This window comes from Streptomyces fagopyri, from assembly GCF_009498275.1.
In the GTDB taxonomy this organism is placed as follows: Bacteria; Actinomycetota; Actinomycetes; order Streptomycetales; family Streptomycetaceae; genus Streptomyces; species Streptomyces fagopyri.
The window spans coordinates 1,837,226-1,862,074 of record NZ_CP045643.1 but is presented as its reverse complement, the minus strand read 5'-3'; the positions used below and the strand labels follow the sequence as shown (position 1 = coordinate 1,862,074).

Here is a 24,849-nt window from a genome sequence, read left to right as displayed (position 1 = left end):
AGGGCCCCGCGGGGTTGCGAGATACGGGCCGTGGGCCCCTTTGGCGCGTTCGCCCGACAGTGCGCTCGGCGGGCGTCCGTGCTCGCGGTGTGCGTACCGGGGACACCGCGCCGTGACACCGCCGACCCGGCGCTGTCAGAGGGGCCGACCATAATGGGAGGCCTGACCGACTCCATTGGAGGTACCGTGACCGGTTTCCGTACGTTGAGCTCCGGGCTCCGCGCGCTGCAGCCCGCCGCCTTCGGCGCGGAGCCGGGCGGTGAGCGCATGGAGCGCATCCGCAGATCGCCGAACTTCGCGGACGGGGTCTTCCAGAACCCGGTCAGCGCCCGGACCCGCCCCGACGGCTCCATGATCGAGTTCGCGAAGGTCTTCTTCCGCAAGGAGGAGCGCGTCCGCCGCGCCCCCGCGGGCACGGTGCCGGTGCACCCCACGACGCTCGCCGACCTCGCCCGGCCCGCGGCGAGCGGGCTGCGGCTCACCTGGATGGGACACTCCAGCGTGCTGGCGGAGATCGACGGGCACCGGGTGCTGTTCGACCCGGTCTGGGGCGAGCGCTGTTCTCCCTTCAACTTCGCCGGCCCCAAGCGGCTGCACCCGGTGCCCCTGCCGCTGGCCGCGCTGGGCCCGGTCGACGTCGTCGTGATCTCGCACGACCACTACGACCACCTGGACCTGCCCACCATCAAGGCCCTCGCCGACACGGACACGGTGTTCGCGGTGCCGCTCGGTGTCGGCGCCCACCTGGAGCACTGGGGCGTCTCCCCGGACCGCCTGCGCGAGCTGGACTGGAACGAGTCCACCAAGGTCGGCGGCATCTCCCTCACCGCCACGCCCGCCCGGCACTTCTGCGGGCGGGGTCTGCGCAACACCCAGCACACGCTGTGGGCCTCCTGGGCGGTGGCGGGCGACGAGCACCGGATCTACCACAGCGGTGACACCGGCTATTTCGAGGGTTTCAAGGACATCGGCGCCGAGCACGGCCCGTTCGACGCCACGATGATCCAGATCGGCGCGTACAGCGAGTTCTGGCCCGAGATCCACATGACGCCCGAGGAGGGCATGCGCGCCCACCTGGACCTCCAGGGCGGCCGGCCCGCCGGTGTGATGATGCCGATCCACTGGGCCACGTTCAACCTGGCGACGCACCCGTGGGTGGAGCCCGGCGAGGGGACCATAGCGGCCGCGCACACGGTCGGCGCGCGCATCGCGCTGCCGCACCCGGGCGAGCCCTTCGAGCCCACCTCCGAGGCCGTCCCGTCCGCGCCCTGGTGGCGCGGTGTGGCCGTGCCGCCCGAGGGTGGCTGGCCCGCGGTCGGGAGGACCGCCGCCGCCCCGGCTCCCGGTACGACGGCCTCCGGTGGCGCGGCTTCCGGTGGCGCGGGCTCCGACACGCCGGGTGACGCCGGGGGCGGAGCCGCGGAGGGCACCGGAGAGCCGGAGACGGTGCCGGCGGGCTGAATCTCCTGAAAGCACCACCTGCGGCGAGGGCCGGGGAGCGCGAAGCTCCCCGGCCCTCGCCGTCTTTTCGTGACCACTTCTGACCAGCCCTGATCGGAACGGGGTCGGCAGGGAACACGTGTCCGACGCCGATATCGGTCTGCCGTGCGAGACCTCATACCAGAGCGGGACGCTGCCCGGGGGACTTTGTCAACTGCCCACCGCACCTGTCGCGTTGCCGACTACTGTCAGTTGCCGTCGGGCGACGCAGGGCCGTTTTTTCGGCACTCTCGACCGGCACCGCGATGGCGCACGCCCGAGTCGCGCAGACCCGCGGGAGCCCGAGTGCCCCCGACGCCCAGTACGAGGACGCAGATGTCTCACCTTCGCGCACCGGCCGCCCGCGCAGACCGCCGTGAGGGCGGGCGGCACGGACGGCCGGTCGCCCGCGCCGCCCCCACGCAGCCCGAGACCCACCTCCGGCCCCAGCTGCTGCGGATGGCGGTCCTGCCGCCCACCGCGGTGGCCCTCAGCGCGTGCGCGGCCGTCCTTTTCACCGTGCGCTCCACCGGCGCCCGCCCGGGCGCGGTTCTCTGGGCGGTCCTCGCCGGCGCCTTCGGGGTGGCCCTCGCGGGCATCCTGATCGCCGCCGTGGCCGCCGACCGGGCCGCCCGGTCCGTCAGCGACCGCCTCGGGGCGATACGCCGTACCAGCGCCCGTACGGAGGCGGACCTGCGCGCCGTCGTCGAGGGCCTGCGCCGCGGTGAGACGCCGTCCCCGCGCGCGCCGAGCCGTCGGCCCGTCCCGGACGCCGACGACTTCGAGCTGCTCGCCGCCGACCTCTCCCGGGCGCACGACGGCGCGGTCACCGCCGTCGTACAGGCCGCGCAGCTCTCCAGCCGGGCCGGCAGCGAGCAGAAGGTCGAGGTCTTCGTCAATCTGGCACGACGGCTTCAGTCCCTCGTGCACCGCGAGATCTCGATCCTCGACGAGCTGGAGAACGAGATCGAGGACCCCGACCTGCTCAAGGGGCTCTTCCACGTCGACCACCTCGCCACCCGCATCCGACGGCACGCGGAGAACCTCGCCGTCCTCGGCGGCGCCGTCTCCCGCCGCCAGTGGAGCAACCCCGTCTCCATGACCGAGGTGCTGCGGTCGGCGATCGCCGAGGTCGAACAGTACTCGCGGGTCAAACTGGTGCCTCCGATCGACGGCACCCTGCGCGGGCACGCCGTCGCCGACGTCATCCACCTGCTGGCCGAACTGGTCGAGAACGCGACGGTGTTCTCCGCCCCGCACACCCAGGTGCTGCTGCGCGTCAACCTGGTCACCTCCGGGCTCGCGGTCGAGGTCGAGGACCGGGGCCTGGGCATGCCGCCGGGCGAGCAGGACAAGATGAACGCGCTGCTCACCGACCCCGATCAGGTGAACGTCGCGAGCCTTCTCCAGGACGGCCGGATCGGCCTCTTCGTGGTGTCGCAGCTCGCTCGGCGACACGGCATCCACGTCCGGCTCCAGGGCAACATCTACGGCGGTGTCCAGGCCGTACTCGTGGTGCCGCAGGAGCTGCTGGGCACCGGGCCGGGCGCCCCGGGGCTCCTCGCGCAGGGGCAGCACGGGGAGACGGCGGGCGGCGCTCTGCCTCCCACGGGACCACCGGCCGGAGGAGCCCTCCCGCTGCCGCCCGGGGGCGCGACGGCGGCCCCCGTGCCGCGCCAGTCACGCCGGGACCGGGCGGAGCCCGCCGCGCCGCGACGTGACGGCGCGGGCGGCGGCGGGCCGGCGCCGCTCCCGGTGCGCGGTGCCCGCGCCGAACGGCCCAATCCGGCGGAGGCCGTGCCCGGCATCCGCCCCGACGACCGGCACATCGTGGCGGAGAACGCGGAGAGGCCACCCACCCCGCGCAACGGCGTGGTCCGGGGCACCATGGCGAGGCCCCAACTGCCGCGCCGGCGCGCTCAGGAGCACATCGCGCCCCAGCTGCGCGACGGGCCCCTGCCCCGCCAGGACTCGGAGCACGTCGCCGGTCACGACCCCGGTCTGATGGCGGCGTTCCAGCGCGGGATCGGACTGGCGGAGTCCCAGCGGACCGAGGTCCCCGCCGACCGGCCGCACCCGGACCCCGGAGACCTGGACGCGCTGCCACCCCTGCGGGTGATCCGCGTCGACCAGCCGTCCCCGCGCTCGCCCCATCTGCAAGGCCACCTGGACGTACCGCCTCTCGGCGCCGTCCGAACGGCCGGCGACTCCCCGGGCACGACGCGCGCAGCCGACCCCCACACCGCGCACGCGTCCGACCCGCACGCGCCCGCCCCGCCCGACGCGCAGGGGACGCGTGACACCGCCCCCCCGCCCGGACACGACCTCACGGCCCGGCACGACGGGAGCGCACCGGCCGGATGACCAGCCTCCTGAGCACGCCCACCCCCACCTGCGCTCCCGCAGACCTTCGTACCCCAAGGAGTCGATCCACCATGGCGAGCGACGTGCCGACCGGCCATGCATCCGATCTCGACTGGCTGATGAGCGGCCTCGTGCAGCGCGTGCCGCACACCACCAGCGCGGTACTCCTCTCCTGCGACGGGCTCGTCAAGTCCGTCCACGGCCTCGACCCGGACAGCGCCGACCACATGGCGGCCCTGGCCTCCGGCCTGTACTCACTCGGCCGCAGCGCGGGCATCCGCTTCGGCGACGGCGGCGACGTGCGACAGGTCGTCGTCGAACTCGACTCGACCCTGCTGTTCGTCTCCACCGCGGGCTCCGGTACCTGTCTCGCGGTGCTCGCCGGACGCGAGGCCGACGCGGCGGTGCTCGGCTACGAGATGGCCATGCTCGTCAAGAGCGTCCGCCCGTATCTGATGACCGCGCCCAGGCAGGCCGCCGTCGGCCCCACGGCGATGAGGCCTTGAGGGTGGCCGCGGCCGGCGACGGGCCCTGGCTCGACGACGCGGCCGGGCGGCTGGTGCGTCCCTACACGGTCAGCAACGGCCGGACCCGTCCGACCACCGCGCTCGACCTGTTGTCGCAGGTCATGGTCACGGGGGCCACCCCCCTCGGCTACCTCGGCCCCGAGCACACCCAGGCTCTCGAACTGTGCCGCGCGCCCGTCTCGGTCGCGGAGATCGCCGCCCAGCTCAAGCTGCCGGCGGCGGTCACCAAGGTGCTGCTGTCCGACCTCGTCGACTGCGGGGCGCTGACCACGAAACCCCCCGAGTTCCACCACAACCCCACTGACCGGTCTCTTCTGGAGGCAGTGCTCGATGGACTACGACGACAGCTCTGACCCCTTCCCCACCGCGCTGAAGATCCTGGTGGCGGGAGGATTCGGGGTCGGCAAGACGACCTTCGTCGGCGCGGTGAGCGAGATCGCGCCGCTCAGCACGGAGGAGCTGCTCACCACGGTCAGCGCCGCGACCGACAATCTCGACGGCGTCGAGAACAAGGTCGAGACCACGGTGGCGATGGACTTCGGCCGCATCACCCTCGACCCGGAACACGTGCTGTACCTCTTCGGCACACCCGGGCAGGAGCGGTTCTGGTTCATGTGGGACGAGCTGTCCGAGGGCGCGCTCGGCGCCGTGATCCTCGCCGACACCCGCCGGCTGGAGGACTGTTTCGCGGCCGTCGACTTCTTCGAGCAGCGCGGTCTCGGTTTCATCGTCGCCGTCAACGAGTTCGACGGTGCCTTCCGCTACGACCCCGCCGAGGTGCGGGCGGCCATCGATCTCGACCCCGGGATCCCCATCGTGCGCTGCGACGCCCGGATCTCCAGTTCGGGCGTGCAGACCCTGCTCACCCTGGTGCGCCATCTCCTCGCCCACGCACCGGCGCACGCCCCCACTCATGGAGCCCACAGGTGACGTACTGACGTACGAGCAAGCCCTCGGCGGAGGAGCCCGCACATGCCCCATGTCCCCGACCACGGAGCCCGCACATGACACCCGGCCCCCACCACGGAGTCCGTCCATGAGCTACGACCCACCGCGCCCGGCCGGCCGGCTGCTGCTGACCCCGGAGGACAAGGACGCCCCCGCCCGGGTCCGGCGACTGCGCCGGCTCGGCCTGGGGGAGCACACGGAGCCCGCCTTCGACGCCTTCGCGGACCGGCTCGCCGACGTCGCCGCGGTGCCGTACTCGATGGTCAACTTCATCGACGAGAACCGGCAGTTCTTCGCGGGCCTGCACACCCCGGACGGGAACGTCTCCGCCACCCGGCCGGTCCCGGCCTCCGCGGACGGCACCCACCACGGTGTCAGCCGCTACATGACCCGCGACTACGGGTTCTGCCCCCATGTCGTGGTCCGCCGCAGGGCGCTGGTGCTGGAGGACGTCTGCGACTACCCGCGCTTCGCGGGCAACCCGGTCGTCGACGAGATCGGGGTCCGGTCCTACCTCGGCGCCCCGCTCATCGACCGCACGGGCATCGCCCTCGGCACCGTCTGCGTCGTCGACCTCGAACCGCGCCCGTGGGGCAGAGCGGGCCTGGAGACCATCAAGACGATGGCGGCGGAACTGGTCGAGCAGCTCGGACAGCGGGAGGGCGGCGCCGGGTTCTGAGGCCATCCGGCGCCGGCGGCTCCCGCGCGGCCTTGCGCACCTGGTGGGAGCGGCGGGGCCTGGTCGCGGTGGTGGGGTCAGTTGGGCGGGTGGATGAGTGCGCCGGAGTCGACGTCGTCGACGTATCGGGCCGCGAGGTCGGCGTAGTACGCGTCGGACGGGTTGCCTTCCGAGAGGTCGGCGGCCTTGACGGTCGAGGATGTGGCGGTGCCGTCGGTGGAGACCGCTGCGGCGAAGTCGATGAGCTGCCCGGGGCAATTGTCGAGCAGGTGGGCGTTGACCTGCTCGCGGGCGGGCTCGTGGGCCGCGGTGCCGGGGTGTGCGGCGGTGAACGGCGCGACGGTGGCGAGACAGACGGTGATGTCGGAGTTCTGGGTGATCGGCTGCTGGTCGACGTAGATCTGGCTGTCGTCGGTGGAGTACGAGCTCAACTGGCTGTCGAGGGAGGCCAGTCCGCTCTCCACGTCGGTGACGCAGGTGTCGGCGCTGCTGGTGCAGTTCAACAGGTCGGCGGCGCCGGCGGAGACCAGGACGGTGCGCACGTTGCCTTGAGCCAGCACGCTGCGGTCCTGGACGTGTGGATCCTTCCCCGGGCACGGGCGGTCCCCCGGTGGGTCCGCGCCGCTGTGCATTCTGGAGTTCGGTATGTGCGTGGTCCATCGCCAATGGATCGTCAGGCTCCGAGCCGTAGCCCGTTTTTGGCTCATGTGGCTGGAGATGCGCCCCGTGGTGAGTGATTCCTTTGTTCTCCTCAGGAAGACTCTTTACGCTCCATTTCTGCTTCGGGGCCGGATCCACGCGCGGCCAGGTTGCGGGCCGCGCACGGCTCCGGAGGCCGCGTACAGGACTTTTTCTCAGAGACGCATGTCCGAGCTGTCCGCCGGGAGGGGTTGACCCCGCCCCCGCGGAGGAACGCTGTGCCCGAGCCACCCGACACGGCCCGGAAGGCACCCCATGACCGATCTGCGTCTCGGCGTTCTCGGCTTCGGCCTGCGCGGGCCCCTCGCGCTCACCGCTCACCGCCCCGGCCGGGGCTCGCGCGTGACCGTCCTCGCCGAACACGACCCGCTGCTGCGGGAGGCCGCCGCCGCCCGTATCCCCGGCGTCCGGACCGTCGACGACCACCGCGAGGTCGTCCACGACCCCGATGTCGACGCGGTGCTCGTCCTCACCCCGGACCACACCCACGCCGACCTGGCATGCGAGGCACTGCGCGCCGGAAAGCCCGTCTTCGTCGAGAAGCCCCTGGACATCACCATCGAGCGCTGCGACGCCGTGCTGCGCACCGCGTTCGAGACGGGCACCCGCCTCTACGTCGGCCACAACATGCGCCACATGCCGGTGATCCGTCTGATGCGCGACCTCGTCCGGGGCGGCGCCGTCGGGACCGTCAAGACCGTGTGGGTCCGGCACTTCGTCGGCTTCGGCGGCGACTGGTACTTCAAGGACTGGCACGCCGAACGCCGCTTCACCACCGGCCTGTTGCTCCAGAAGGGCGCCCACGACATCGACGTACTGCACTGGTTGGCCGGCGGCTGCACACGGCAGGTGCAGGCGCTCGGAGACCTGATGGTGTACGGGGACAACCCGCATCGGCGGGCGCCGGGCGAGCCCAGGACGGACGACTGGTACACCGAGAACGGCCACTGGCCCCCGCACACCCAGCGGGCACTCAACCCGGTCATCGACGTCGAGGACGTCTCGCTGGTCAACCTGCGCCTGGACAACGGCGTACTGGCGGCCTACCAGCAGTGCCACTTCACCCCCGACTACTGGCGCAACTACACGGCGATCGGCGACGCGGGCCGGCTGGAGAACTTCGGGGACGGGCCCGGCGCCGTGGTGAAGGTCTGGAACGGCCACCGCTCGGGCTACCGGGCCCGGCCCGACGCCGAGTATCCGGTGCCGGAGACCGGCGAGGACGCCGGACACGGTGGCGCCGACCCGCTGCTGATCGACGAGTTCCTCCGGTTCGTGCGCGAAGGAGGACGGACCGACACCTCCCCGGTCGCCGCGCGCATGGCGGTGGCCGCCGGATTCCGGGCCACGGAGTCACTGCGGGACGGGGGCACCGCGCGCGAGGTGCCCGCCGCCGACCCCGAACTGCTCGCCTACTTCGAACGGGGGCAGACACCGGGGAAGGCGTAGGGGCCAGGGAATCCGCTGTGTGAAGGAAAGCTGCGGCCGCGTTTAAGAAAACCTCGATGGACCGGGACTACGGTCGTACGGCAGATTCCTCAGGGAATACACCCCTCTCCCCGGTACGGGCCTCTTCGGCGTGCCCTGCCCCGGGGCCTCACCCACAGGAGCCGTTGCGTGAAGGCGCTGGTCAAGGAGAAGGCGGAGCCCGGGCTCTGGCTCGTGGACGTACCGGAGCCGGAGATCGGCCACGGCGACGTACTGATCAAGGTCCTCAGGACCGGGATCTGCGGCACCGACCTGCACATCCGCAACTGGGACGGCTGGGCGCAGCAGGCCATCAGCACGCCGCTCGTGCTCGGCCACGAGTTCGTCGGCGAGGTCGTCGCGACCGGCCGGGACGTCGTCGACATCAACGCCGGCGACCGCGTCAGCGGCGAAGGCCACCTGGTGTGCGGCAAGTGCCGCAACTGCCTGGCCGGACGCCGCCACCTCTGCCGTGCCACGGTCGGTCTCGGCGTCGGCCGCGACGGCGCGTTCGCCGAGTACGTCGCCCTGCCCGCCACCAACGTGTGGGTGCACCGGGTCCCCGTCGACCTCGACGTCGCCGCGATCTTCGACCCGTTCGGCAACGCCGTGCACACGGCGCTCTCCTTCCCGCTGGTCGGCGAGGACGTACTGATCACCGGCGCCGGACCGATCGGCCTGATGGCCGCCGCGGTGGCCCGGCACGCGGGCGCGCGCAACGTCGTCGTCACCGACGTCAGCGAGGAGCGTCTCGAACTCGCGCGCAAGATAGGGGCGAGTCTCGCCCTGAACGTGTCGACCGCGACGATCGCCGACGGCCAGCGCGAGCTGGGGCTGCGGGAGGGCTTCGACATCGGCCTGGAGATGTCCGGCCGCCCCGAGGCGATGCGCGACATGATCGCCAACATGACACACGGCGGCCGGATCGCCATGCTCGGCCTGCCCGCGCAGGAGTTCCCGGTCGACTGGTCCCGGATCGTCACCTCCATGATCACGATCAAGGGCATCTACGGCCGGGAGATGTTCGAGACCTGGTACGCGATGTCGGTGCTCCTCGAAGGCGGCCTCGACCTCGCTCCAGTGATCACCGGCCGCTACGGCTTCCGCGACCACGAGGCCGCGTTCGCCGACGCGGCCGCCGGCCGCGGCGGCAAGGTCATTCTGGACTGGACCCTCTAAGGAACTGATGATGTTCGATTCCGTACGCGACGATCTGCGCACCACCCTCGACGAGATCCGCGCCGCCGGGCTGCACAAGCCCGAGCGCGTCATCGGCACCCCGCAGTCCGCGACCGTGAGCGTCACCTCCGGCGGCCGTCCCGGCGAGGTCCTCAACTTCTGCGCGAACAACTACCTCGGCCTCGCCGACCACCCCGAGGTCGTCGCCGCCGCCCACGAGGCCCTCGACCGCTGGGGCTACGGCATGGCGTCCGTACGCTTCATCTGCGGCACCCAGGAGGTGCACAAGGAGCTGGAGGCGCGGTTGTCCGCGTTCCTCGGCCAGGAGGACACGATCCTCTACTCCTCCTGCTTCGACGCCAACGGAGGCGTCTTCGAGACCCTGCTCGGCGCCGAGGACGCGGTGATCTCCGACGCCCTCAACCACGCCTCGATCATCGACGGCATCCGCCTGTCCAAGGCGCGCCGCTTCCGGTACGCCAACCGTGACATGGCCGACCTGGAGGCGCAGCTCAAGGAGGCGTCGGACGCCCGGCGCCGGCTGATCGTCACGGACGGCGTCTTCTCGATGGACGGCTATGTCGCTCCCCTGAAGGAGATCTGCGACCTCGCCGACCGCTACGACGCGATGGTCATGGTCGACGACTCGCACGCCGTCGGCTTCGTCGGCCCCGGCGGCCGGGGCACCCCCGAGCTGCACGGCGTCATGGACCGTGTCGACATCATCACCGGCACCCTCGGCAAGGCACTCGGCGGCGCGTCCGGCGGCTACGTCGCCGCCCGCGCCGAGATCGTCGCCCTGCTGCGCCAGCGCTCGCGCCCCTACCTCTTCTCCAACACACTCGCCCCCGTGATCGCTGCGGCCTCCCTGAAGGTCCTCGACCTCCTGGAGTCGGCGGGCGACCTGCGCGAGAGGCTCGCCGAGAACACCGCGCTGTTCCGCTCCCGGATGACGGCCGAGGGCTTCGACATCCTCCCTGGCGACCACGCGATCGCCCCGGTCATGATCGGTGACGCCTCCGTCGCCGGGCGCATGGCGGAACTGCTCCTGGAGCGTGGCGTGTACGTGATCGGCTTCTCGTACCCGGTCGTTCCGCAGGGCAAGGCCCGTATCCGTGTACAGCTGTCCGCCGCGCACTCGACGGACGACGTGAACCGCGCGGTGGACGCGTTCGTGGCGGCGCGGGCGGAGCTCGACGGCTGAAAGTCGCGTGTGACCTGAGAGAATCGGTCGCATGATCGAAGCGCGGCGGCTCCACATCCTCCGTGCGGTGGCCGACCACCGCACGGTGACGGCGGCGGCCGCCGCGCTCTATCTCACGCCCTCGGCGGTCTCCCAGCAGCTGACCGCCCTGGAGCAGGAGACCGGGCACCGGCTCGTCGAGCGGGGCGCGAAGGGCGTACGGCTGACTCCCGCCGGTGAGATCCTGCTCGGCCACACCCACGCGGTGCTGGCCCAGCTGGAACGGGCGGAGGCCGAGCTGGCGGCCTACAGCTCGGGTTCCGCGGGCACGGTCACCGTCGCCGCCTTCGCGACCGGCATCGGCCTCGTGGTGGCACCCGCCCTCGTCCGCCTCGCCGTCACCGCGCCCGGTATCCACGTCCGGGTGCAGGACGCCGAGGGCGACGCCAGCCTGCCGATGGTGCTCGACCGGCAGGTCGACATCGCGGTCGCCGTCGAGTACCGGGGCGCCCCGGCCGCGGACGACCCGCGGCTGACCCACGTGCCCCTGTACGCCGAGCCGTTCGACGCGGTGGTCCCGGTCACCCACCGCCTGTCCGACGCCGAGGAGGTGCCGCTCGCCGAGCTGGCCAAGGACCCCTGGATCGGCCAGTACCCCGGCAATCCCTGCCATGACGTGGTGGTCCTGGCCTGCGAGAACGCGGGATTCGAGCCGCGCCTCGAACACTCCTCGGACGACTTCCGCGCCGTCGTCGCCCTCGCCTCCGCCGACGCGGGCGTCGCGCTGGTGCCCCGCTCGGCCCTGATCGGCATGGATCTCACGGGCGTGGTCGTACGCCCCGTCGACGGAGTCGCGCCCACCCGCCGGGTCTTCGCCGCCGTACGGCGTGGCGCCGAGGGGCATCCGCTGATCCGCCCGGTGCTGGACGCGCTGGCGCGGGCCGCGACCGTGGAGTGACGTTCCCTGAGGTCACTGGTTCCCGGCGTCCTTTGACGTCCTTTGACGTTCCCTGACGTTCCCTGACGTTCCCGGCGTCCCCTGACGCCCCTTGTCCCCAGGGCTACCGCTACGGCTACCGCTCCTGGTCCCGCTGTCGGTCCGGCGTTCTTCCTGTTTCGTATCTGGGATAACATCCCGAATATGGGAATCGAGGTGCGGGACGCCGTCGACGTACGCCTGGGGGTCCGGCTCGGCGAGCTGCGGGCCGAAAGGGGGTGGTCGCTGGCGGAACTCGCGGAACACAGCGGGGTCAGCCGGTCCACCCTGTCCCGGGCCGAGCGCGCCGAGATCAGCCCCACGGCCTCGCTCCTGAACCGCCTGTGCGCCGTGTACGGGCGGACCATGTCGCAGCTGCTCAGTGAGGTCGAGACGGAACCCGCCGGGCTGGTGCGGGCGGCCGACCAGTCGGTCTGGAGGGACGACGCCTCCGGCTTCGTACGGCGGTCGGTGTCCCCGCCGCACACCGGGCTGCGCGGCGAACTCGTCGAGGGACGGCTCGCGGCCGGTGCCGACATCGCCTACGACCGGCCTCCCGTGCCCGGACTGGAGCAGCACATCTGGGTGCTCGACGGGGCGCTGGAGGTGACGGCGCGGGACGTCGGGCACCACCTCGGCGCCGGTGACTGTCTCCGGCTGCGGGTGTGGGGCCCGACCCGCTTCCGCTGCCCGGGCCCGCAGGACGTGCGGTACGCGCTGGTGGTGGTGGGCCCGTGACCGCGGTCTCCCGACTGAGCGCGGCCGAAGTCCTCGCCCACGCTGAGGAGTTGGCCGGCCTTCTGGCCGACACCGTGGACGGCGGGGCCTCGGTCGGCTTCCTCGCGCCGCTCGACCGCGCGTCGGCCGCGGCCTGGTGGGAGGGGCGTGCGGCCGGGGTGTCGGCCGGCCACCTCGCGGTGTGGGTGGCTCGCGGCGCGGACCGCGTGCTCGGCACGATCGGCCTGGCCTTTGCGGACAAACCCAACAGCCGCCACCGTGCCGAGCTGGTGAAACTGATGGTGCACCCGGACGGAAGGGGGAGAGGAGTCGGCCGCGCACTGCTGACCACCGCCGAGCGCGCGGCAGCCGAGGCCGGGGTCACCCTCCTGCACCTGGACACGGAGACGGGCAGCCCCGCCGAGACCCTGTACCTGTCCGCGGGCTGGACCCCTCTCGGGGCGATACCCGACTACGCGACGACTCCCACGGGAGTGCTGCGCCCGACGACGATCTTCTACAAGCGGGTGGGAGCCGCCGCCGCGGCTCCGTGAGATACCGCGCCGGCCCCTCCCGGACCAGGGCGGGCCGACCCTCGCCGGCCGTCCCTCCGATCGCGCAGGTCCGCGTCAGTCGGTTCAGGTCCGCGTGAGCCGGGAGAGGTCGGCCCAGGTCAGCGCCGGTGTGTCGGTGCCATTGGCTACCGTGCCTCCCATGTCGCCGAACGCCGAAGACGTACGCCGGATCGCCCTGTCCCTGCCGGACACCACGGAGAAGACCGCGTGGAGCATGCCCACCTTCCGGGTCGCGGGGAAGATGTTCGCCACCCTGCCCGAGGAGGAGACCTCCATCGCCGTGCGCTGCCCCAAGGAGGAGCGCGACGAACTCGCCCTGGCCGAGCCCCGGAAGTTCTGGATCGCCGACCACGAGGCGGGCTTCGCCTGGGTCCGGGTCCGGCTCGCGGCCCTGGAGGACGACGCCGAACTCCGTGACATCCTCGCCGACTCCTGGCGGCAGGCCGCTCCGCCCCGACTGCTCGACTCCCACCCGGCGTTGGGGCTCCCCGCGGACCAGTGAAAATCCCTCGGTCGCGAAGTGCGCCCGCGTGACATGATCCGGGTGCCGGAGCGGCGGCAGGGACGCCCGGTTCGCGGGGGGAGCCGCGGGGCGACGGCAGGCGAGGGGCACGGGCGGGATGCAGGGGACGTCACCAAGCGGTGAGCCGTCGCGGTCCGGATCGCCGGCCGGCGAGAACGCGGACAACGGGGACAACGGGGACAACGGGGAGAACGCGGAGAACGCGAAGGATCCGGTGCGGGGCGACAGCCGGGGGACGCGCCGGAGACCCGCCGGCGAAGGTCCCCGACCCGGGCCGACCGGCCACGAGGAACCGACGGGCCACGGCATGGCGACGGCCGCCGGGACACCGATGAGCGACGGCGCACCGATGGGCCACGGGATGCCCGATGCCCACGGCACACGGATGGGCCACGAGATGCCGCCGGGCCGCGAGATACCCATGAACCACGAGATACCCATGAACCACGAGATGTCCATGGGCCACGAGATGCCGCTGGGCCATGGGATACCCATGGAGCACGAGGCTCCGAACCGCGGGGACCTCACCATCGGGGGGTCGATGACGCGGGACCGGGCGGCGGGGAGTCCCGCGGCCGAGGCGTGTGCCGGGGTGGTGTGCGCGGACGGTGCGGTGCCATCGGACGGACGCGCGTCGGCCCCCGCGACCGGCTCGCTGGGCCTGGGACCCACCGGGGATTTGGGCGCCGACGACTTCCCGGGCGCGCAGGACCGGGACGTCGACCCGCTCGTGCCTCCGGGTTCGCCCCCGGCGAAGATCCCCGGTGGCAACCGTCCCGCCGCCGCGGCCGGCCTCGCGCCGGTCTGGTCCCGGGACTTCGCGCTGTTCTTCGTCGCGCGCGCCCTCGCCCGGCTCGGCGACACGATGCTCCCGGTGGCACTCGCCGCCGGACTGCTCCAGCACGGTTACGGGGCGGGAGCCATCGGCCTCGCGATGGCCGCGTCCGCCGCCCCGTTCGCCGGGCTGGTGATCTTCGGCGGCGTCATCGCCGACCGGTTCAGCACGCGCAAGCTGATGATCGGGGCCGACCTCGTACGCCTGGTCACCCAGGCCCTCGCCGCGGGGCTCTTCTTCACCGGCCATGTGCTCCTCTGGCAGATCTGCGCGATCGGCGCGGTCAACGGCGCGGCCGGAGCCGTCTTCCAGCCGGGCGTCGCCAGCACGGTGCCGCGCCTGGCGGCCGACGTGCAGGGGGCGAACGGTGCGATCCGGATCGCGGAGTCCTCCGCGCAGCTCGCGGGCCCCGCCCTCGCCGGACTGCTGGTCGCGTTCTCCTCGGCCGGCGGGGTCTTCGCGGCGCACGCGGCGACGTACGCGCTGAGCGCCCTGTGCCTGCTCCTGCTCCGCCTCCCCCCGGCCGCGCCCGGGAGCCGTCCGCACGGTGGCAGCTTCCGAGCCGATCTCGTCGTGGGCTGGCGGGAGTTCAGGGCGAGGACCTGGCTGTGGGCGGTCATCGTCATCTGGTGCGTGTACATGCTCTTCATCTCGGGTCCCACCGTCCCGCTGGTGGCCACGGAGGTGGTCCAGCGGTACGGCGCGGGGGCCTACGGTCTGGTCAACTCGGCGCTCGGCGCCGGAACCGTCATCGGCGGCCTGCTGGCCCTGCGGCTGCGCCCCCGCCGCATGCTGCGGGCCGGCTCGATCGCCCTGTTCGCCTTCGCGTGCTTCCCCGCGTCCGTCGGCGCGCGCCTCGGAGTCCCGGCCATGTCGGCCGGAGCGGTCATCGCGGGTGCGGGCATGTCGTTCTGGGGCGTGATGTGGGCGACCAGCGTGCAGACCCAGGTCGCCCCCGACGTCCTCAACCGCATCCACGCCTACGACGTCGCGGGGTCCCTGGCGATGATGCCCTTCGGTCAGGCGCTGGCGGGGCCCGCCGCGTCGGTCCTCGGCGCCGACAACGTCCTCCTCGTGGCCGGAGTGATGACCCTGTTCGTCTGCACGTCCCTGCTCCTGGTGCCCGCCGTCCGCGACCTGCCGCGCGTCGACCGGGCGGTACCGCCGACGCGTACGGCCCCGGCAGCACGCCGCCCGGCGCGACCCGGCCCCCCTGACCCCTGACCACTGACAAAGCCTCACCGGCCACGTGCCCCCGGGAGTGCCCGTGACCCCGGGTCGCTCTCGTCCCGGACCGGAACGGACCGGAACGGACCGGAACGGGCCGGACCGGATCAGCCCGGGACGCCGGGAAAGCGTGGCCCAGGTCGCCGACGCCGCGGTCAGGCGTCCCCCGGAGCCCGCAGGAAACCGCCGATCCGCTCCCGCAGGGACCCCGCGTCGAGGCCGTGCGCGGTCAGGTGCTCGTCGGTGGTTCCGTACTTGCGCAGCTCGCGGCGGCCGACGCCGAGGCCGAGCACGCGGTGGGGTACGTCGGCGAGCGCGTCGCCCGCGGCGGCCGTGGACGTGCCCGCCAGGCAGGGCTCGACGAGGACGACGCCGGTGCCCGCGGCCTCCGTGGCGCGGCGCAGCGCCGCCGCGTCGAACGGCCGGACGGTGGTGGCGTACAGCACGGTGACATCGAGCGTCTCCGTCGCGTCGAGCACCGCGTCGAGCATCGGCCCGACGGCGACGACCACGCCGCCGCGCCCCTCGCGGACCGTGTGCGTCCGTACCCCGTCGACCGCGCGGCCCCGCGCGTTGGACTGCGTCGACAGCCGCACGTACACCTTGTCGTCGCCGGCGGCGACCGCGTGCCGCAGCAGGGTCTCGGCCTCGTCGGGGTGCCCCGGGACGTGTACGGTCCAGCCGTCCAGGGTGTCGAGCAGTGCCACGTCGCCGGGTGCCATGTGGGTGAAGCCCCCGGCGGGCCAGTCGAAGGACGCGGCGGCGCTGACCAGTACCGCACCCACGTCCTGATGACCGAGGTCGAGCTTCACCTGTTCGAAGGGACGCTCGACGAGGAAACTGGCGAAGGTGTGCAGGACGGGCCGCAGTCCGGTGAGCGCCAGGCCCGCGCCCGCTCCGACGAGGAGCTGTTCACGGATGCCGACGTTGATCACCCGCTCCGGATGCCTGGCCATGGCCTCCGCGAAGCCGTCCTTGCCGATCTCGGCCAGTACGACCGCGACCCGCGGGTCCTCGTCGAGGAGCCGGGAGACGACGGGGGCGAAACGGTCACGCATGGTGTCCATGGGGGTGGTCCTTTCGACGGCGTGCGGGATGAACCAACGACGACGGTCCCCGTGGCGACGGGCGGGTGGCGAGGGGACCGGCGGGTGGCGGGACGGGTGGTGACGGCTCCGGTGCGCGCGGGACGGCGGCTCAGGCGGCCTTCGGCTCGACCCGGGCGACGACGACGTGCGGCCGCCCCGGATGAGGCGCGGTGAAGGCGGCGTACAGCGCCTCGTGGTCGCGGCCGTCGACGGACAGGGCGGACCATCCCGCTGCCTCGAACCGGGCGGCGATACCACCGGGCCTGCCGTGACTGGCCGAGGAGTTGTCGATCACGACGGTGTGCAGCCGGTCGAGCCCGGCGGGCCCGGCGTACGCGATCGCCTCGTGATTGCTGCCCTCGTCCAGCTCCGCGTCGCCGGTCAGCACCCAGACACGCGGCTCGTCGAGCCCCCGCGCGCGCAGACCCAGTGCGGTGCCGACGGCGATCGGCAGTCCGTGTCCGAGCGATCCGCTGCCGATCTCGGCGCCCGGGACCAGCACCCGGTCGGGGTGGTGCCCGAGAGGCGAGTCGTAGGAGCCGAAACCCGGCAGCCACTCGACGGGCAGGAAGCCCTTGGCCGCGAGCACCGCGTAGTACGCCATCGGCCCGTGTCCCTTGGAGAGCAGGAACCGGTCCCGCCCCGGATCGTCCAGCCGCCCGGGAGTGACCCGCAGCACCCGGTCGTAGAGCACCCACAGCGCGTCCAGCGTGGAGGTCGCCGCCGGTCCGTGCTTCTCGTCGCCGGTCATCAGCCCCATCAGGCGGGGCAGATCCCGGTGGCCCCGATGGCGTTCCGTCGTGATCGTCATGGTGACGATCGTGCAACCTCGACCAAGGTTCAGGTCAAGCGCGGGCCGGAGGTTCCGCCGGCCCCGAGGAAAGGGGTGCGCGACCATGGGTGTGAGTGCGGTATTGTTTCGGTGCGCGTTCGGCCACGGGGAAACCCCAGGTCAGACGGGCAACGGGACGTGGCGCAGCTTGGTAGCGCACTTGACTGGGGGTCAAGGGGTCGCAGGTTCAAATCCTGTCGTCCCGACTTTTGAAGTCGTAGCTCGGAGGCCGCCTTCTCAGCGATGAGAAGGCGGCCTCCGAGCTTTTTGGCGTCCACTCCGGGCACCGGTTGACGAAAGCGACAGAGGTTCCTTTCCGGATATCACCCCTTGATACGGGACAGGGGGCTGATTGCGGAAGGAATCCTGTCCGGCCGGAGGGTGGATGAGGTAACTGACCGGCCGTCAATGTTCGCAAGTGCTCCCCATATTGACGGTCCGTCATGACTTGGGGCGATGATACGATCGCCGCACTTGCCGAGCGGGCTACGGGCACAAAACGACTTTTCCGGCCAGCAGTGCGGCCCGGGCGGTAATCCCTGCGCAGCGGGCTCCGGGCCCGCCGTGCTGACGGGAATTCAGTAGCTGGCTGTCAGTCGCTTGAAGAGAGTCTTATGACGCAATACATACAGGACCCGGCTCTCTGGGCTCTTATCGCTGGGACTCCGCTTGCAGCTGCCGCCATTATTCGTGGACAGCGGGCGGCGCGTAGTTTAAAGCAGGAGAATCAAGGACTCAGAGATCACTACGCTGAGCTCGAGAATCAGTATTCCGCCTCGGTGAAGAAGGCCCAGGAGCAAGCCGAGGAAGCAACACGAACGGCGCTCAAGTCGGCGATGCGCACTCTTCAGGGTCTCGCCGCCGAACAGCAGCTCGCCATTTCGAAACTGCAGACGAAGTACGGCGAGTCGCTCATTCTCCAGGATCTCCTGGAAATCGACCACATGAACTCGCAGTTCGGCCGGCGTGCTCAGTCCATCGCCGTTCTCTGTGAAGGCTGGTTGGGACGGCAGCGCGATATCGCCTCCGTCTACGACGTGGTCCGCAGCGCGCAGGGAAGGATCCGTCACTTCCAGCGGGTCGAGATTCTCTCGCAAGTCGATTTCGCGGTCACCAGCCGGGCCGTCGAACCGGTGGCACTGGCGCTCGCCGAACTACTCGACAACGCCACCAGTTATTCCGCGCCGGAATCCACGGTCGAGATCAATGTCCGCGCCGTGCCCAAGGGTATCTGCATCGTCGTCGACGACGCCGGCGTCGGCATGAACGAGGAGGAGAAGACCAGGGCGGCGAAACTCCTGTCGAGTGAGCGGGCCTCGGGTGTCTCCGGACTCGGCAATCCTCCGCAGTTCGGTTTCGCGGTGATCGGTGTGCTCTGCGAGCGCTACGGCTTCACGGTCTCCGTCGACTCCACCTCGCCCTACGGGGGCGTGCGGGCCGTCGTGCTGCTGCCGGACGAGCTGCTCACCAGCATGCCGGAACCAAAGGAGCGGGCGCAGACCGTGAGCACTGTTCCCTCACTGAACCCGAGCGGTCCCGACCCCGTCGCGGCCGCGTCCACGACCGCCGACGGACTGCCCAAACGCCGCCGCAGGCGGGCGATGGCCATCGTGCCGCAGAGTTCCGACACCGCGAGCGCGCCGGTCCGCTCCGAGGAGGAGACCGCCTCGATCATGGGCGCCTTCCAGCGCGGCACCCAGACCGGCCGAGCCGCGCCCCCGGACCCCGCGAGCCGGACGAGCAACGCACATGAGGCAAGCAGCGAAGGGCATGAGGTTTCGTGAACAACGATCTGTCATGGATGCTTGACGGCGTCCTGGAGATTCCCGGCGCTCTGCACGCGGTCCTGGTCTCCGCCGACGGGCTCCTGATGGCCTCCTCCAAGGGGGTCGGCAGGGACCACGCGGACACCGTCGCCGCGGCGATGAGCGGTGTGCAGTCGTTGAGCCGCTCGATCGGGTTCTTCTGCGACGGGACCGACCTGAAGTGGCGCCAGACGCTGGTCGAGTTCGACGGCGGCTGGGTCTTCCTGATCTCCGCCGGTGAGGGCGCCTACCTCGCGGTCTCGGCCTCCACCGACATCGACATGGCGGACATCACCTTCCGTATGCAGCAGTTGGTCGGACAGCTGGGCAAGGCGCTGACGACCCCGCCGCGCGAGAACATCGGCGCACGCCCGTGACCGACTCCGACAGGCAGGAGCCCGAGGCCGCGGAGTTAGTGCGGCCGTACGTCATCACCAACGGCCGGGATCTCCCCGAGGGCGACCAGTTCTCGCTGATCACCCTGGTCACGGCCGCCGCCGACCACCCCCAGCGGCGGACCCGGCTCTCTCCCGAGGAACAGAGCCTGCTGGAGATGTGCTCCGGCGGATACCTCTCGGTCGCCGAGATCGCCGGACACATGCACCTGCCCATGGGCGTGGTGAAGATCCTTCTCAACGCCCTTGCCGAGGGCGGTTACCTCATCACCCGTGCGCCGGTGGCGCGCGCCCGCCTGGTCGACGAGCAGATACTTCAGGAGGTGCTGGATGGTCTCCGGGCCCGTTTTGGATGAGAACGCGTACGTCCGCGGCGGAGCGGCACAGACCGCCGTGAAGATCCTGATCGTCGGGCACTTCGCGGTCGGCAAGACCACCTTCGTCGGGACGATGTCCGAGATTCCTCCGCTGTCCACGGAGGAGACGATGACGCAGGCCGCCGAGGAGATCGACGACCTCAAGGGCGTCCGCGGCAAGACCACCACCACGGTCGCCATGGACTTCGGGCGCCTGACCATCAGCGATCACGTCGTGCTGTACCTGTTCGGTACCCCGGGACAGCAGCGGTTCGTGCAGATGTGGGAGGACATGGCGCGCGGCGCGCTCGGCGCGCTGGTGCTCGTCGACCCCGAGCGGCTGGCGGACTCCTTCGCCGTCATCGACCTGATCGAGCAGTACGGACTGGCCTACGCCATCGCCGTGAACCGCTTCGACGGTACGCCGATGCGTGAGGAGCACGCCCTGCGTGAGGCGCTGGATCTGCTGCCCGACACTCCCGTCGTCACCTGCGACGCGCGTGACGAGAATTCATCAGCCAGCGCTCTGATCACACTCGTTCACTATTTGCAGGACCGTGCCCGCTAGGAGCAACAATGAACACTGATTCCACCGTTCCCGTGCCGCCACCCGGGTGCCCGGCGCACGCCACGGGTGAGCCGGTGCCGCTGCACGGGCCGGAATTCGCGGCCGATCCGCAGGCTTATTACGAGTACATGCGTCACTACGGGCCGACCGCACCGGTCGAACTCGCCCCGGGGGTCGAGGCGACCCTGGTCACGGATTACTCGGCGGCCCTCCAACTGCTCCAGAACGCGGGCTCCTTCCGGAAGGACTCGCGCCGCTGGCGGGACTTCAACGACGGCGTGATCAGTCCGGACAGCCCGGTCCTTCCGCTTCTCGTGTACCGGCCCAACTGCATGTTCAGTGACGGCGCCGAACACATGCGGCTGCGGCAGGCCGTCACGGACAGCTTCGCGCGCGTCGATTCGCACTGGCTGAGCCAGAGCGCCGAGCGGGTCTCGAACTACCTCATCGCACAGTTCAGTGCGCGCGGTTCGGCCGATCTCCTCAACGACTACGCCAAGCTGTTGCCGCTCTTCGTGTTCAACGAACTCTTCGGCTGCCCCGCCGAGATCGGTGACCGCGTTCTCTTCGGCATATCCGGAATCTTCGACGGTGTGAACGCCGAGAAGGCCAACGAGGTGCTGTCCCAGGCGGTGGGCGAACTGGTGGCCCTCAAGCGGTCGCGCCCCGGCGACGACGTCACCTCGTGGCTGATGGAGCATCAGGCCAACCTGACCAACGAGGAGATGGCGCACCAGCTCGTCCTCCTCCTGGGCGCGGGCGCCGAACCGCTGCGCAACCTCATCTCGAACACCCTGCACCTGCTGCTCACCGAGGACCGTTACGCGGCGGGCGGGTTGATCGAGGAGGCGATCGACACCACGCTGTGGAAGAACCCGCCCATGGCCAACTACGCCCCGCACTACCCGGCGGCCGACATGGAGTTCGCCGGACAGAAGCTGGCGGCCGGTGATCTGGTCCTGGTCAGCTTCGCGGCGGCCAACACCGACCCGGCGCTCGCGGCGTCCCGCCACGCCTCCAGCAACCGGTCCCACCTCGCGTGGAGCGCCGGACCGCACGCCTGCCCGGCGAAGGACCCCGCCCGGCTCATCACCGTGGCGGCCATCGAGAACCTCTTCAACCGGCTGCCCGATGTCGAACTGGCGGTCCCCGAGGACAGTTTGACCTGGCGCCCCGGCCCCTTCAACCGGGCCCTTGCCGCGCTGCCGGCCCGTTTCCACCCGGTACGGACGGTGCGTCAGCCGGACGCGCAGCAGCAGCCGCCGCAGGCCGCGGCGCGCGGTGAGCAGGGTGGCGCGCCGGGCCGGCAGGACCGCGGCGGACTGTGGAGTTCGTTCCTTTCCTGGTGGAAGGTGTGAGCGACTCCTGATCGAGGGCGTGAGCTACGCAACATCCGGCAACATCCAGGCACAGCATGAACTTTCAACCGTGGGGGTAGGGAAGAGCGCGGCATCCGTGTTGTACACAAGTTAAAGGAGGTGTCGTGGAGCCCTCGTCCACCGACGCCACTTCAGCTCAGCACCCCGCAGCAGCCCACCGCCCCCGACCGGCCCCGCGGAGCAGTTCCCACCCCCGCCGGGCCATACGCATCACACCGCACAGGCCGGAAGGCGAGATACCCGCCCGCACAGGCGGGTATCTTTTTGCCCTCTCCCCGGAGCCCCGCCACCGCCGGGCTCCCGTCCCGCCCCACCCGTGGCGCGCGAACTCCGCGACGCTCCGGGAGGGTTGCCGGTGATCTCCTCCCGTCTCAACGGTGAAAAGATCGTGGCGGCCCAGCCCCTGGGCACCTTGGTGTCCGACCAGTTACTCCGGCTGTGCCGAGCCGTGGGGCTGCGCCGGTCCGACTCCGAGGTCTACGCGCGTGTCCTGACGGACTGTCTGGGAAGCGGAGCGGAACGGTCGTTGGACCAGCCGCCGCCCCACCCGAGCTTCCTGTCCGACGACCACACGCCGGTCGAGTACTCCCTCGCCCTGGTCCCCGACGCACCCCCGACGCTGCGGGTGCTGCTGGAACCGGGGTACGCGGCCGGGACGCTGGCACAACAGGGCCGTACCGGACTGCGTGTGGTCCGTGCCATGGCGGAGCGATGGGGCTTCTCCACCGGCCGGCTCGACGGACTGGAGGACCTGTTCTTCCCTCCGGACCCCCAGGGCCCACTGGCACTGTGGATCGCTCTGGAACTGCTTCCCGGCGGAGTGCCCAAGGTCAAGATCTATCTCAACCCCGCGGCGTCCGGGGCGGAGCGGGCCGCCGAGACCGTGCGCGAAGCCCTGGACAGACTCGGCCACCGCCAGGCGTTCGACGCACTGCCCCCGGCCGACGGCTATCCCTTCCTCGCCCTCGACCTCGGTGACTGGGAGACACCCCGGGTGAAGGTCTACGTCACCCATCGCGACGCGTCGGCCGCCGACGTCGGCTCGCTGCCCCGCACCGAGCCCGGCCCCGGTCGGGAGACCGTCGAGGAGTTCTTCCGGGTCGCGGCGGGCCTGGAGGGAGCGGACCCGCACTCCGGCACGGGGCGGTCCGTCCGGCTGGCGGGACGGCCCGTGCTCTCCTGCCACTCCTTCACGGATACGGCGAGCGGTCTGCCGAGCGGCTTCACCCTCCACGTACCCGTCCGGGACTACGTCCGGCACGACGGGGAGGCGCTCGCCCGTGCCACGGCCGTGCTGCGCCGCCACGGCATGGACCCGGCCGCACTCGACCGGTCGCTGGCAACCGTCAGCTCGCGACCCCTGCACGACGGCGTCGGCCTCATCGCGTACCTGGCGCTGGTCCACGAGCGGAACCGGCCGCCACGCGTCACCGCGTACATCTCCGCGGAGGCGTACGCGGTGCGTCCGCCGCTGCCCGCCCGGCCGCGTCACCAGCCGTTCTCCTCCCCCCGCGCGGCGCGTACCGAGCCGCGCGAAACCCTCCACTCAGTAGGACACGGAAAGGCAGGAGCAGAAATCAGGATGGAGCCGTACCGGATCAAAGTCGTCGAACCCATTCCGCTCACTACGCCTCAGCAGCGCAAGGCGGCCGTGGAGCGGGTGCACTACAACCTCTTCGACCTGCGCGCCGACGAGGTGACCATCGACCTGCTGAGCGACTCGGGCACGGGCGCCCTGTCCTCGGCGCAGCTCGCCGTGGGCATGGCCGGTGACGAGTCCTACGCGGGCTCGCGTTCCTTCTACCGCTTCCGGGAAACGGTGTCGGAACTGACCGGCTACACCCACATATTGCCGGCCCACCAGGGGCGTGCCGCGGAACGCATCCTCTTCTCCAACCTGCTCGAACCCGGCGACACCGTCCTGTCCAACACACACTTCGACACCACCCGCGCCAACGTGGAGCTGAACGGCTGCGTGGCCCGCGACCTGCCGTGCCCCGAGGCCCGGAACCTGGACAGCCGGGAGCCGTTCAAGGGGAACATCGATCTGCGGGCCCTGGAACAGGCGCTGGGCGAATCGACGGACTCGCGGGTCGCCGCGGTGGTCATGACGATCACCAACAACGGCGGTGGCGGTCAGCCCGTCTCCATGGAGAACCTGCGGAAGGCGTCCGAGCTGTGCCGCCGGCACTCCGTCCCGCTGATCCTGGACGCGGCCCGGTTCGCCGAGAACGCCTGGCTCGTCACCCGGCACGAGGAGGCCTACCGCAACCACACCCCCCGGCAGGTCGCGGAGGAAGCGTTTCGCCTGGCCGACGGCTGTGTGATGAGCGCCAAGAAGGACGGCATCGTCCACATCGGTGGCTTCATCGGGCTGAACGACCCGGAGCTCGCCCAGAAGTGCGAACTCCTCCTGATCGCCACCGAGGGGTTCCCCACCTACGGCGGCCTCGCCGGCCGTGACCTCGACATGATGGCCCAGGGTCTGCAGGAGGTGACCGAACCCGCCTATCTCGCCGAGCGGGCGGAGAGCGCCGACCATCTCGCCCAACGCGTCCGCGCCGCCGGCGTCGACATCCTGGAACCGCCCGGTCTGCACGCGCTGTACCTCAACGCGGGGCGGCTGCTGCCCCACATACCGCCCCACCAGTACCCCGGACACGCCCTGGCCTGCCGGCTCTATCTGGAGGGCGGCATCCGCTCGGCCGAACTCGGCTCGCTCTACCTCGGAGAGGAGGACGAGGACGGGAACCCGGTCAAGAGCCCGCCGTACGAGCTGGTCAGGCTGGCGCTGCCGCGTCGCGTGTACACCCGCAGCCACTACGACCACGTCGGCAGGACCCTGGAACGGATCGCCAAGACCGCGGAGTCCGTGCGCGGTTACCGCATCGTGGAGCAGTCCCCGATCCTGCGGCACTTCCGCGCCAAGCTCCAGCCGGTGACCGGCTAGCACCGCGGCGGGGCGGCGTCCGACGGGTCCCGCGCGGGCCGACGGACGCCCCCCGCCGGTGGACGGCGGGCGGGTGGTGGGGGAGTGGCCGCGGTGGT

The 24,849-nt window shown here is 71.3% G+C and carries 23 protein-coding genes and 1 tRNA gene; 21 read left to right on the top strand and 3 right to left on the bottom strand.

Translation table 11 applies throughout. The features are described 5' to 3' along the window. Window positions 1-186: 186 nt before the first annotated feature. From GFH48_RS07920 to GFH48_RS07895, 6 genes are all read left to right on the top strand, one after another. Window positions 187-1,461, top strand: coding sequence for an MBL fold metallo-hydrolase (locus GFH48_RS07920; RefSeq protein WP_153287581.1), 1,275 nt, complete (start codon window positions 187-189; stop codon window positions 1,459-1,461). Between the two features lie 354 nt (window positions 1,462-1,815). Beyond that, window positions 1,816-3,843, top strand: coding sequence for a sensor histidine kinase (locus tag GFH48_RS07915; RefSeq protein ID WP_153287580.1), 2,028 nt, complete (start codon window positions 1,816-1,818; stop codon window positions 3,841-3,843). 71 nt (window positions 3,844-3,914) lie between these two features. After that, window positions 3,915-4,349, top strand: coding sequence for a roadblock/LC7 domain-containing protein (locus GFH48_RS07910; protein WP_153287579.1), 435 nt, complete (start codon window positions 3,915-3,917; stop codon window positions 4,347-4,349). Window positions 4,350-4,351: 2 nt separating this feature from the next. Then, a complete protein-coding gene (locus GFH48_RS07905) occupies window positions 4,352-4,723 on the top strand; it encodes a DUF742 domain-containing protein (protein ID WP_153287578.1) in 372 nt (123 codons plus the stop codon). Beyond that, the gene (locus GFH48_RS07900; RefSeq protein WP_153287577.1) at window positions 4,701-5,300 is read left to right on the top strand and encodes a GTP-binding protein; all 600 of its coding nucleotides are present in this window, start codon (window positions 4,701-4,703) and stop codon (window positions 5,298-5,300) included. Before GFH48_RS07905 ends, GFH48_RS07900 begins: the two co-directional genes overlap by 23 nt. A 106-nt stretch (window positions 5,301-5,406) precedes the next feature. Next, window positions 5,407-5,997 (top strand): GAF domain-containing protein, encoded by a 591-nt coding sequence (locus tag GFH48_RS07895; RefSeq protein WP_153287576.1) that lies wholly within the window; start codon window positions 5,407-5,409, stop codon window positions 5,995-5,997. A 77-nt stretch (window positions 5,998-6,074) separates the two neighbouring features. Here GFH48_RS07895 and GFH48_RS07890 read toward each other — a convergent pair whose 3' ends face one another. Next, complete coding sequence (locus GFH48_RS07890; RefSeq protein ID WP_153287575.1) at window positions 6,075-6,557, bottom strand: hypothetical protein; 483 nt, start codon at window positions 6,555-6,557, stop codon at window positions 6,075-6,077. Window positions 6,558-6,951: 394 nt separating this feature from the next. On the opposite strand from GFH48_RS07890, the gene GFH48_RS07885 reads away from it, so the two are divergent. The 8 genes from GFH48_RS07885 (at window position 6,952) to GFH48_RS07850 (ending at window position 15,375) form a co-directional block, all read left to right on the top strand. Beyond that, the gene (locus GFH48_RS07885) at window positions 6,952-8,145 is read left to right on the top strand and encodes a Gfo/Idh/MocA family protein (protein ID WP_153287574.1); all 1,194 of its coding nucleotides are present in this window, start codon (window positions 6,952-6,954) and stop codon (window positions 8,143-8,145) included. A 168-nt stretch (window positions 8,146-8,313) separates the two neighbouring features. Next, window positions 8,314-9,342: an L-threonine 3-dehydrogenase gene (tdh, locus tag GFH48_RS07880; protein ID WP_153287573.1), complete on the top strand. Its 1,029-nt coding sequence runs from the start codon at window positions 8,314-8,316 to the stop codon at window positions 9,340-9,342. A gap of 10 nt (window positions 9,343-9,352) precedes the next feature. After that, complete coding sequence (locus GFH48_RS07875; protein ID WP_153287572.1) at window positions 9,353-10,546, top strand: glycine C-acetyltransferase; 1,194 nt, start codon at window positions 9,353-9,355, stop codon at window positions 10,544-10,546. Window positions 10,547-10,577: 31 nt separating this feature from the next. Next, window positions 10,578-11,483 carry a LysR family transcriptional regulator gene (locus GFH48_RS07870; protein ID WP_153287571.1) on the top strand — a complete coding sequence of 302 codons (906 nt, stop codon included), beginning with the start codon at window positions 10,578-10,580 and terminating at the stop codon, window positions 11,481-11,483. A 183-nt stretch (window positions 11,484-11,666) separates the two neighbouring features. Continuing rightward, complete coding sequence (locus GFH48_RS07865) at window positions 11,667-12,239, top strand: helix-turn-helix domain-containing protein (RefSeq protein ID WP_153287570.1); 573 nt, start codon at window positions 11,667-11,669, stop codon at window positions 12,237-12,239. Then, window positions 12,236-12,772: a GNAT family N-acetyltransferase gene (locus tag GFH48_RS07860; protein WP_228120444.1), complete on the top strand. Its 537-nt coding sequence runs from the start codon at window positions 12,236-12,238 to the stop codon at window positions 12,770-12,772. Before GFH48_RS07865 ends, GFH48_RS07860 begins: the two co-directional genes overlap by 4 nt. Before the next feature lie 160 nt (window positions 12,773-12,932). Further along, the gene (locus GFH48_RS07855) at window positions 12,933-13,295 is read left to right on the top strand and encodes an MmcQ/YjbR family DNA-binding protein (RefSeq protein WP_153287569.1); all 363 of its coding nucleotides are present in this window, start codon (window positions 12,933-12,935) and stop codon (window positions 13,293-13,295) included. Between the two features lie 778 nt (window positions 13,296-14,073). Then, complete coding sequence (locus GFH48_RS07850) at window positions 14,074-15,375, top strand: MFS transporter (protein ID WP_153292778.1); 1,302 nt, start codon at window positions 14,074-14,076, stop codon at window positions 15,373-15,375. A gap of 158 nt (window positions 15,376-15,533) precedes the next feature. Here GFH48_RS07850 and GFH48_RS07845 read toward each other — a convergent pair whose 3' ends face one another. Then, entirely contained in the window at window positions 15,534-16,445 is a 912-nt protein-coding gene (locus tag GFH48_RS07845; RefSeq protein ID WP_153287568.1) for a transketolase family protein, read from the bottom strand. A 130-nt stretch (window positions 16,446-16,575) separates the two neighbouring features. Beyond that, entirely contained in the window at window positions 16,576-17,277 is a 702-nt protein-coding gene (locus GFH48_RS07840) for a thiamine pyrophosphate-dependent enzyme (protein ID WP_153287567.1), read from the bottom strand. 153 nt (window positions 17,278-17,430) lie between these two features. Here GFH48_RS07840 and GFH48_RS07835 point away from each other — a divergent pair. The 7 genes from GFH48_RS07835 to GFH48_RS07805 all read left to right on the top strand — a co-directional run bounded on the left by GFH48_RS07835 (window position 17,431) and on the right by GFH48_RS07805 (window position 24,751). Then, window positions 17,431-17,504: transfer RNA gene (locus GFH48_RS07835), tRNA-Pro, on the top strand. A gap of 408 nt (window positions 17,505-17,912) precedes the next feature. Then, window positions 17,913-19,082, top strand: a complete 1,170-nt coding sequence (locus GFH48_RS07830; RefSeq protein WP_153287566.1) for a sensor histidine kinase — start codon at window positions 17,913-17,915, stop codon at window positions 19,080-19,082. Further along, window positions 19,079-19,480 (top strand): roadblock/LC7 domain-containing protein, encoded by a 402-nt coding sequence (locus GFH48_RS07825; protein WP_153287565.1) that lies wholly within the window; start codon window positions 19,079-19,081, stop codon window positions 19,478-19,480. The genes GFH48_RS07830 and GFH48_RS07825 overlap by 4 nt, the downstream gene beginning before the upstream one ends. Beyond that, complete coding sequence (locus GFH48_RS07820) at window positions 19,477-19,854, top strand: DUF742 domain-containing protein (protein ID WP_153287564.1); 378 nt, start codon at window positions 19,477-19,479, stop codon at window positions 19,852-19,854. The genes GFH48_RS07825 and GFH48_RS07820 overlap by 4 nt, the downstream gene beginning before the upstream one ends. Further along, window positions 19,829-20,422 (top strand): GTP-binding protein, encoded by a 594-nt coding sequence (locus GFH48_RS07815; protein ID WP_153287563.1) that lies wholly within the window; start codon window positions 19,829-19,831, stop codon window positions 20,420-20,422. The genes GFH48_RS07820 and GFH48_RS07815 overlap by 26 nt, the downstream gene beginning before the upstream one ends. An 8-nt stretch (window positions 20,423-20,430) precedes the next feature. After that, complete coding sequence (locus GFH48_RS07810) at window positions 20,431-21,780, top strand: cytochrome P450 (RefSeq protein ID WP_153287562.1); 1,350 nt, start codon at window positions 20,431-20,433, stop codon at window positions 21,778-21,780. Between the two features lie 376 nt (window positions 21,781-22,156). Next, on the top strand, window positions 22,157-24,751 hold the full coding sequence (locus tag GFH48_RS07805; protein ID WP_228120442.1) for a tryptophanase: 2,595 nt from the start codon (window positions 22,157-22,159) through the stop codon (window positions 24,749-24,751). The last annotated feature ends 98 nt before the right edge of the window (window positions 24,752-24,849 follow it).

Coding starts and splice junctions, on each gene's coding strand:
- GFH48_RS07915 (WP_153287580.1), top strand. CDS start 1,816: ATGTCTCACCTTCGCGCACCGGCCGCCCGCGCAGACCGCCGTGAGGGC.
- GFH48_RS07910 (WP_153287579.1), top strand. CDS start 3,915: ATGGCGAGCGACGTGCCGACCGGCCATGCATCCGATCTCGACTGGCTG.
- GFH48_RS07900 (WP_153287577.1), top strand. CDS start 4,701: ATGGACTACGACGACAGCTCTGACCCCTTCCCCACCGCGCTGAAGATC.
- GFH48_RS07895 (WP_153287576.1), top strand. CDS start 5,407: ATGAGCTACGACCCACCGCGCCCGGCCGGCCGGCTGCTGCTGACCCCG.
- GFH48_RS07885 (WP_153287574.1), top strand. CDS start 6,952: ATGACCGATCTGCGTCTCGGCGTTCTCGGCTTCGGCCTGCGCGGGCCC.
- GFH48_RS07875 (WP_153287572.1), top strand. CDS start 9,353: ATGTTCGATTCCGTACGCGACGATCTGCGCACCACCCTCGACGAGATC.
- GFH48_RS07870 (WP_153287571.1), top strand. CDS start 10,578: ATGATCGAAGCGCGGCGGCTCCACATCCTCCGTGCGGTGGCCGACCAC.
- GFH48_RS07865 (WP_153287570.1), top strand. CDS start 11,667: ATGGGAATCGAGGTGCGGGACGCCGTCGACGTACGCCTGGGGGTCCGG.
- GFH48_RS07855 (WP_153287569.1), top strand. CDS start 12,933: ATGTCGCCGAACGCCGAAGACGTACGCCGGATCGCCCTGTCCCTGCCG.
- GFH48_RS07845 (WP_153287568.1), bottom strand. CDS start 16,445: ATGGACACCATGCGTGACCGTTTCGCCCCCGTCGTCTCCCGGCTCCTC.
- GFH48_RS07840 (WP_153287567.1), bottom strand. CDS start 17,277: ATGACGATCACGACGGAACGCCATCGGGGCCACCGGGATCTGCCCCGC.
- GFH48_RS07830 (WP_153287566.1), top strand. CDS start 17,913: ATGACGCAATACATACAGGACCCGGCTCTCTGGGCTCTTATCGCTGGG.
- GFH48_RS07815 (WP_153287563.1), top strand. CDS start 19,829: ATGGTCTCCGGGCCCGTTTTGGATGAGAACGCGTACGTCCGCGGCGGA.
- GFH48_RS07810 (WP_153287562.1), top strand. CDS start 20,431: ATGAACACTGATTCCACCGTTCCCGTGCCGCCACCCGGGTGCCCGGCG.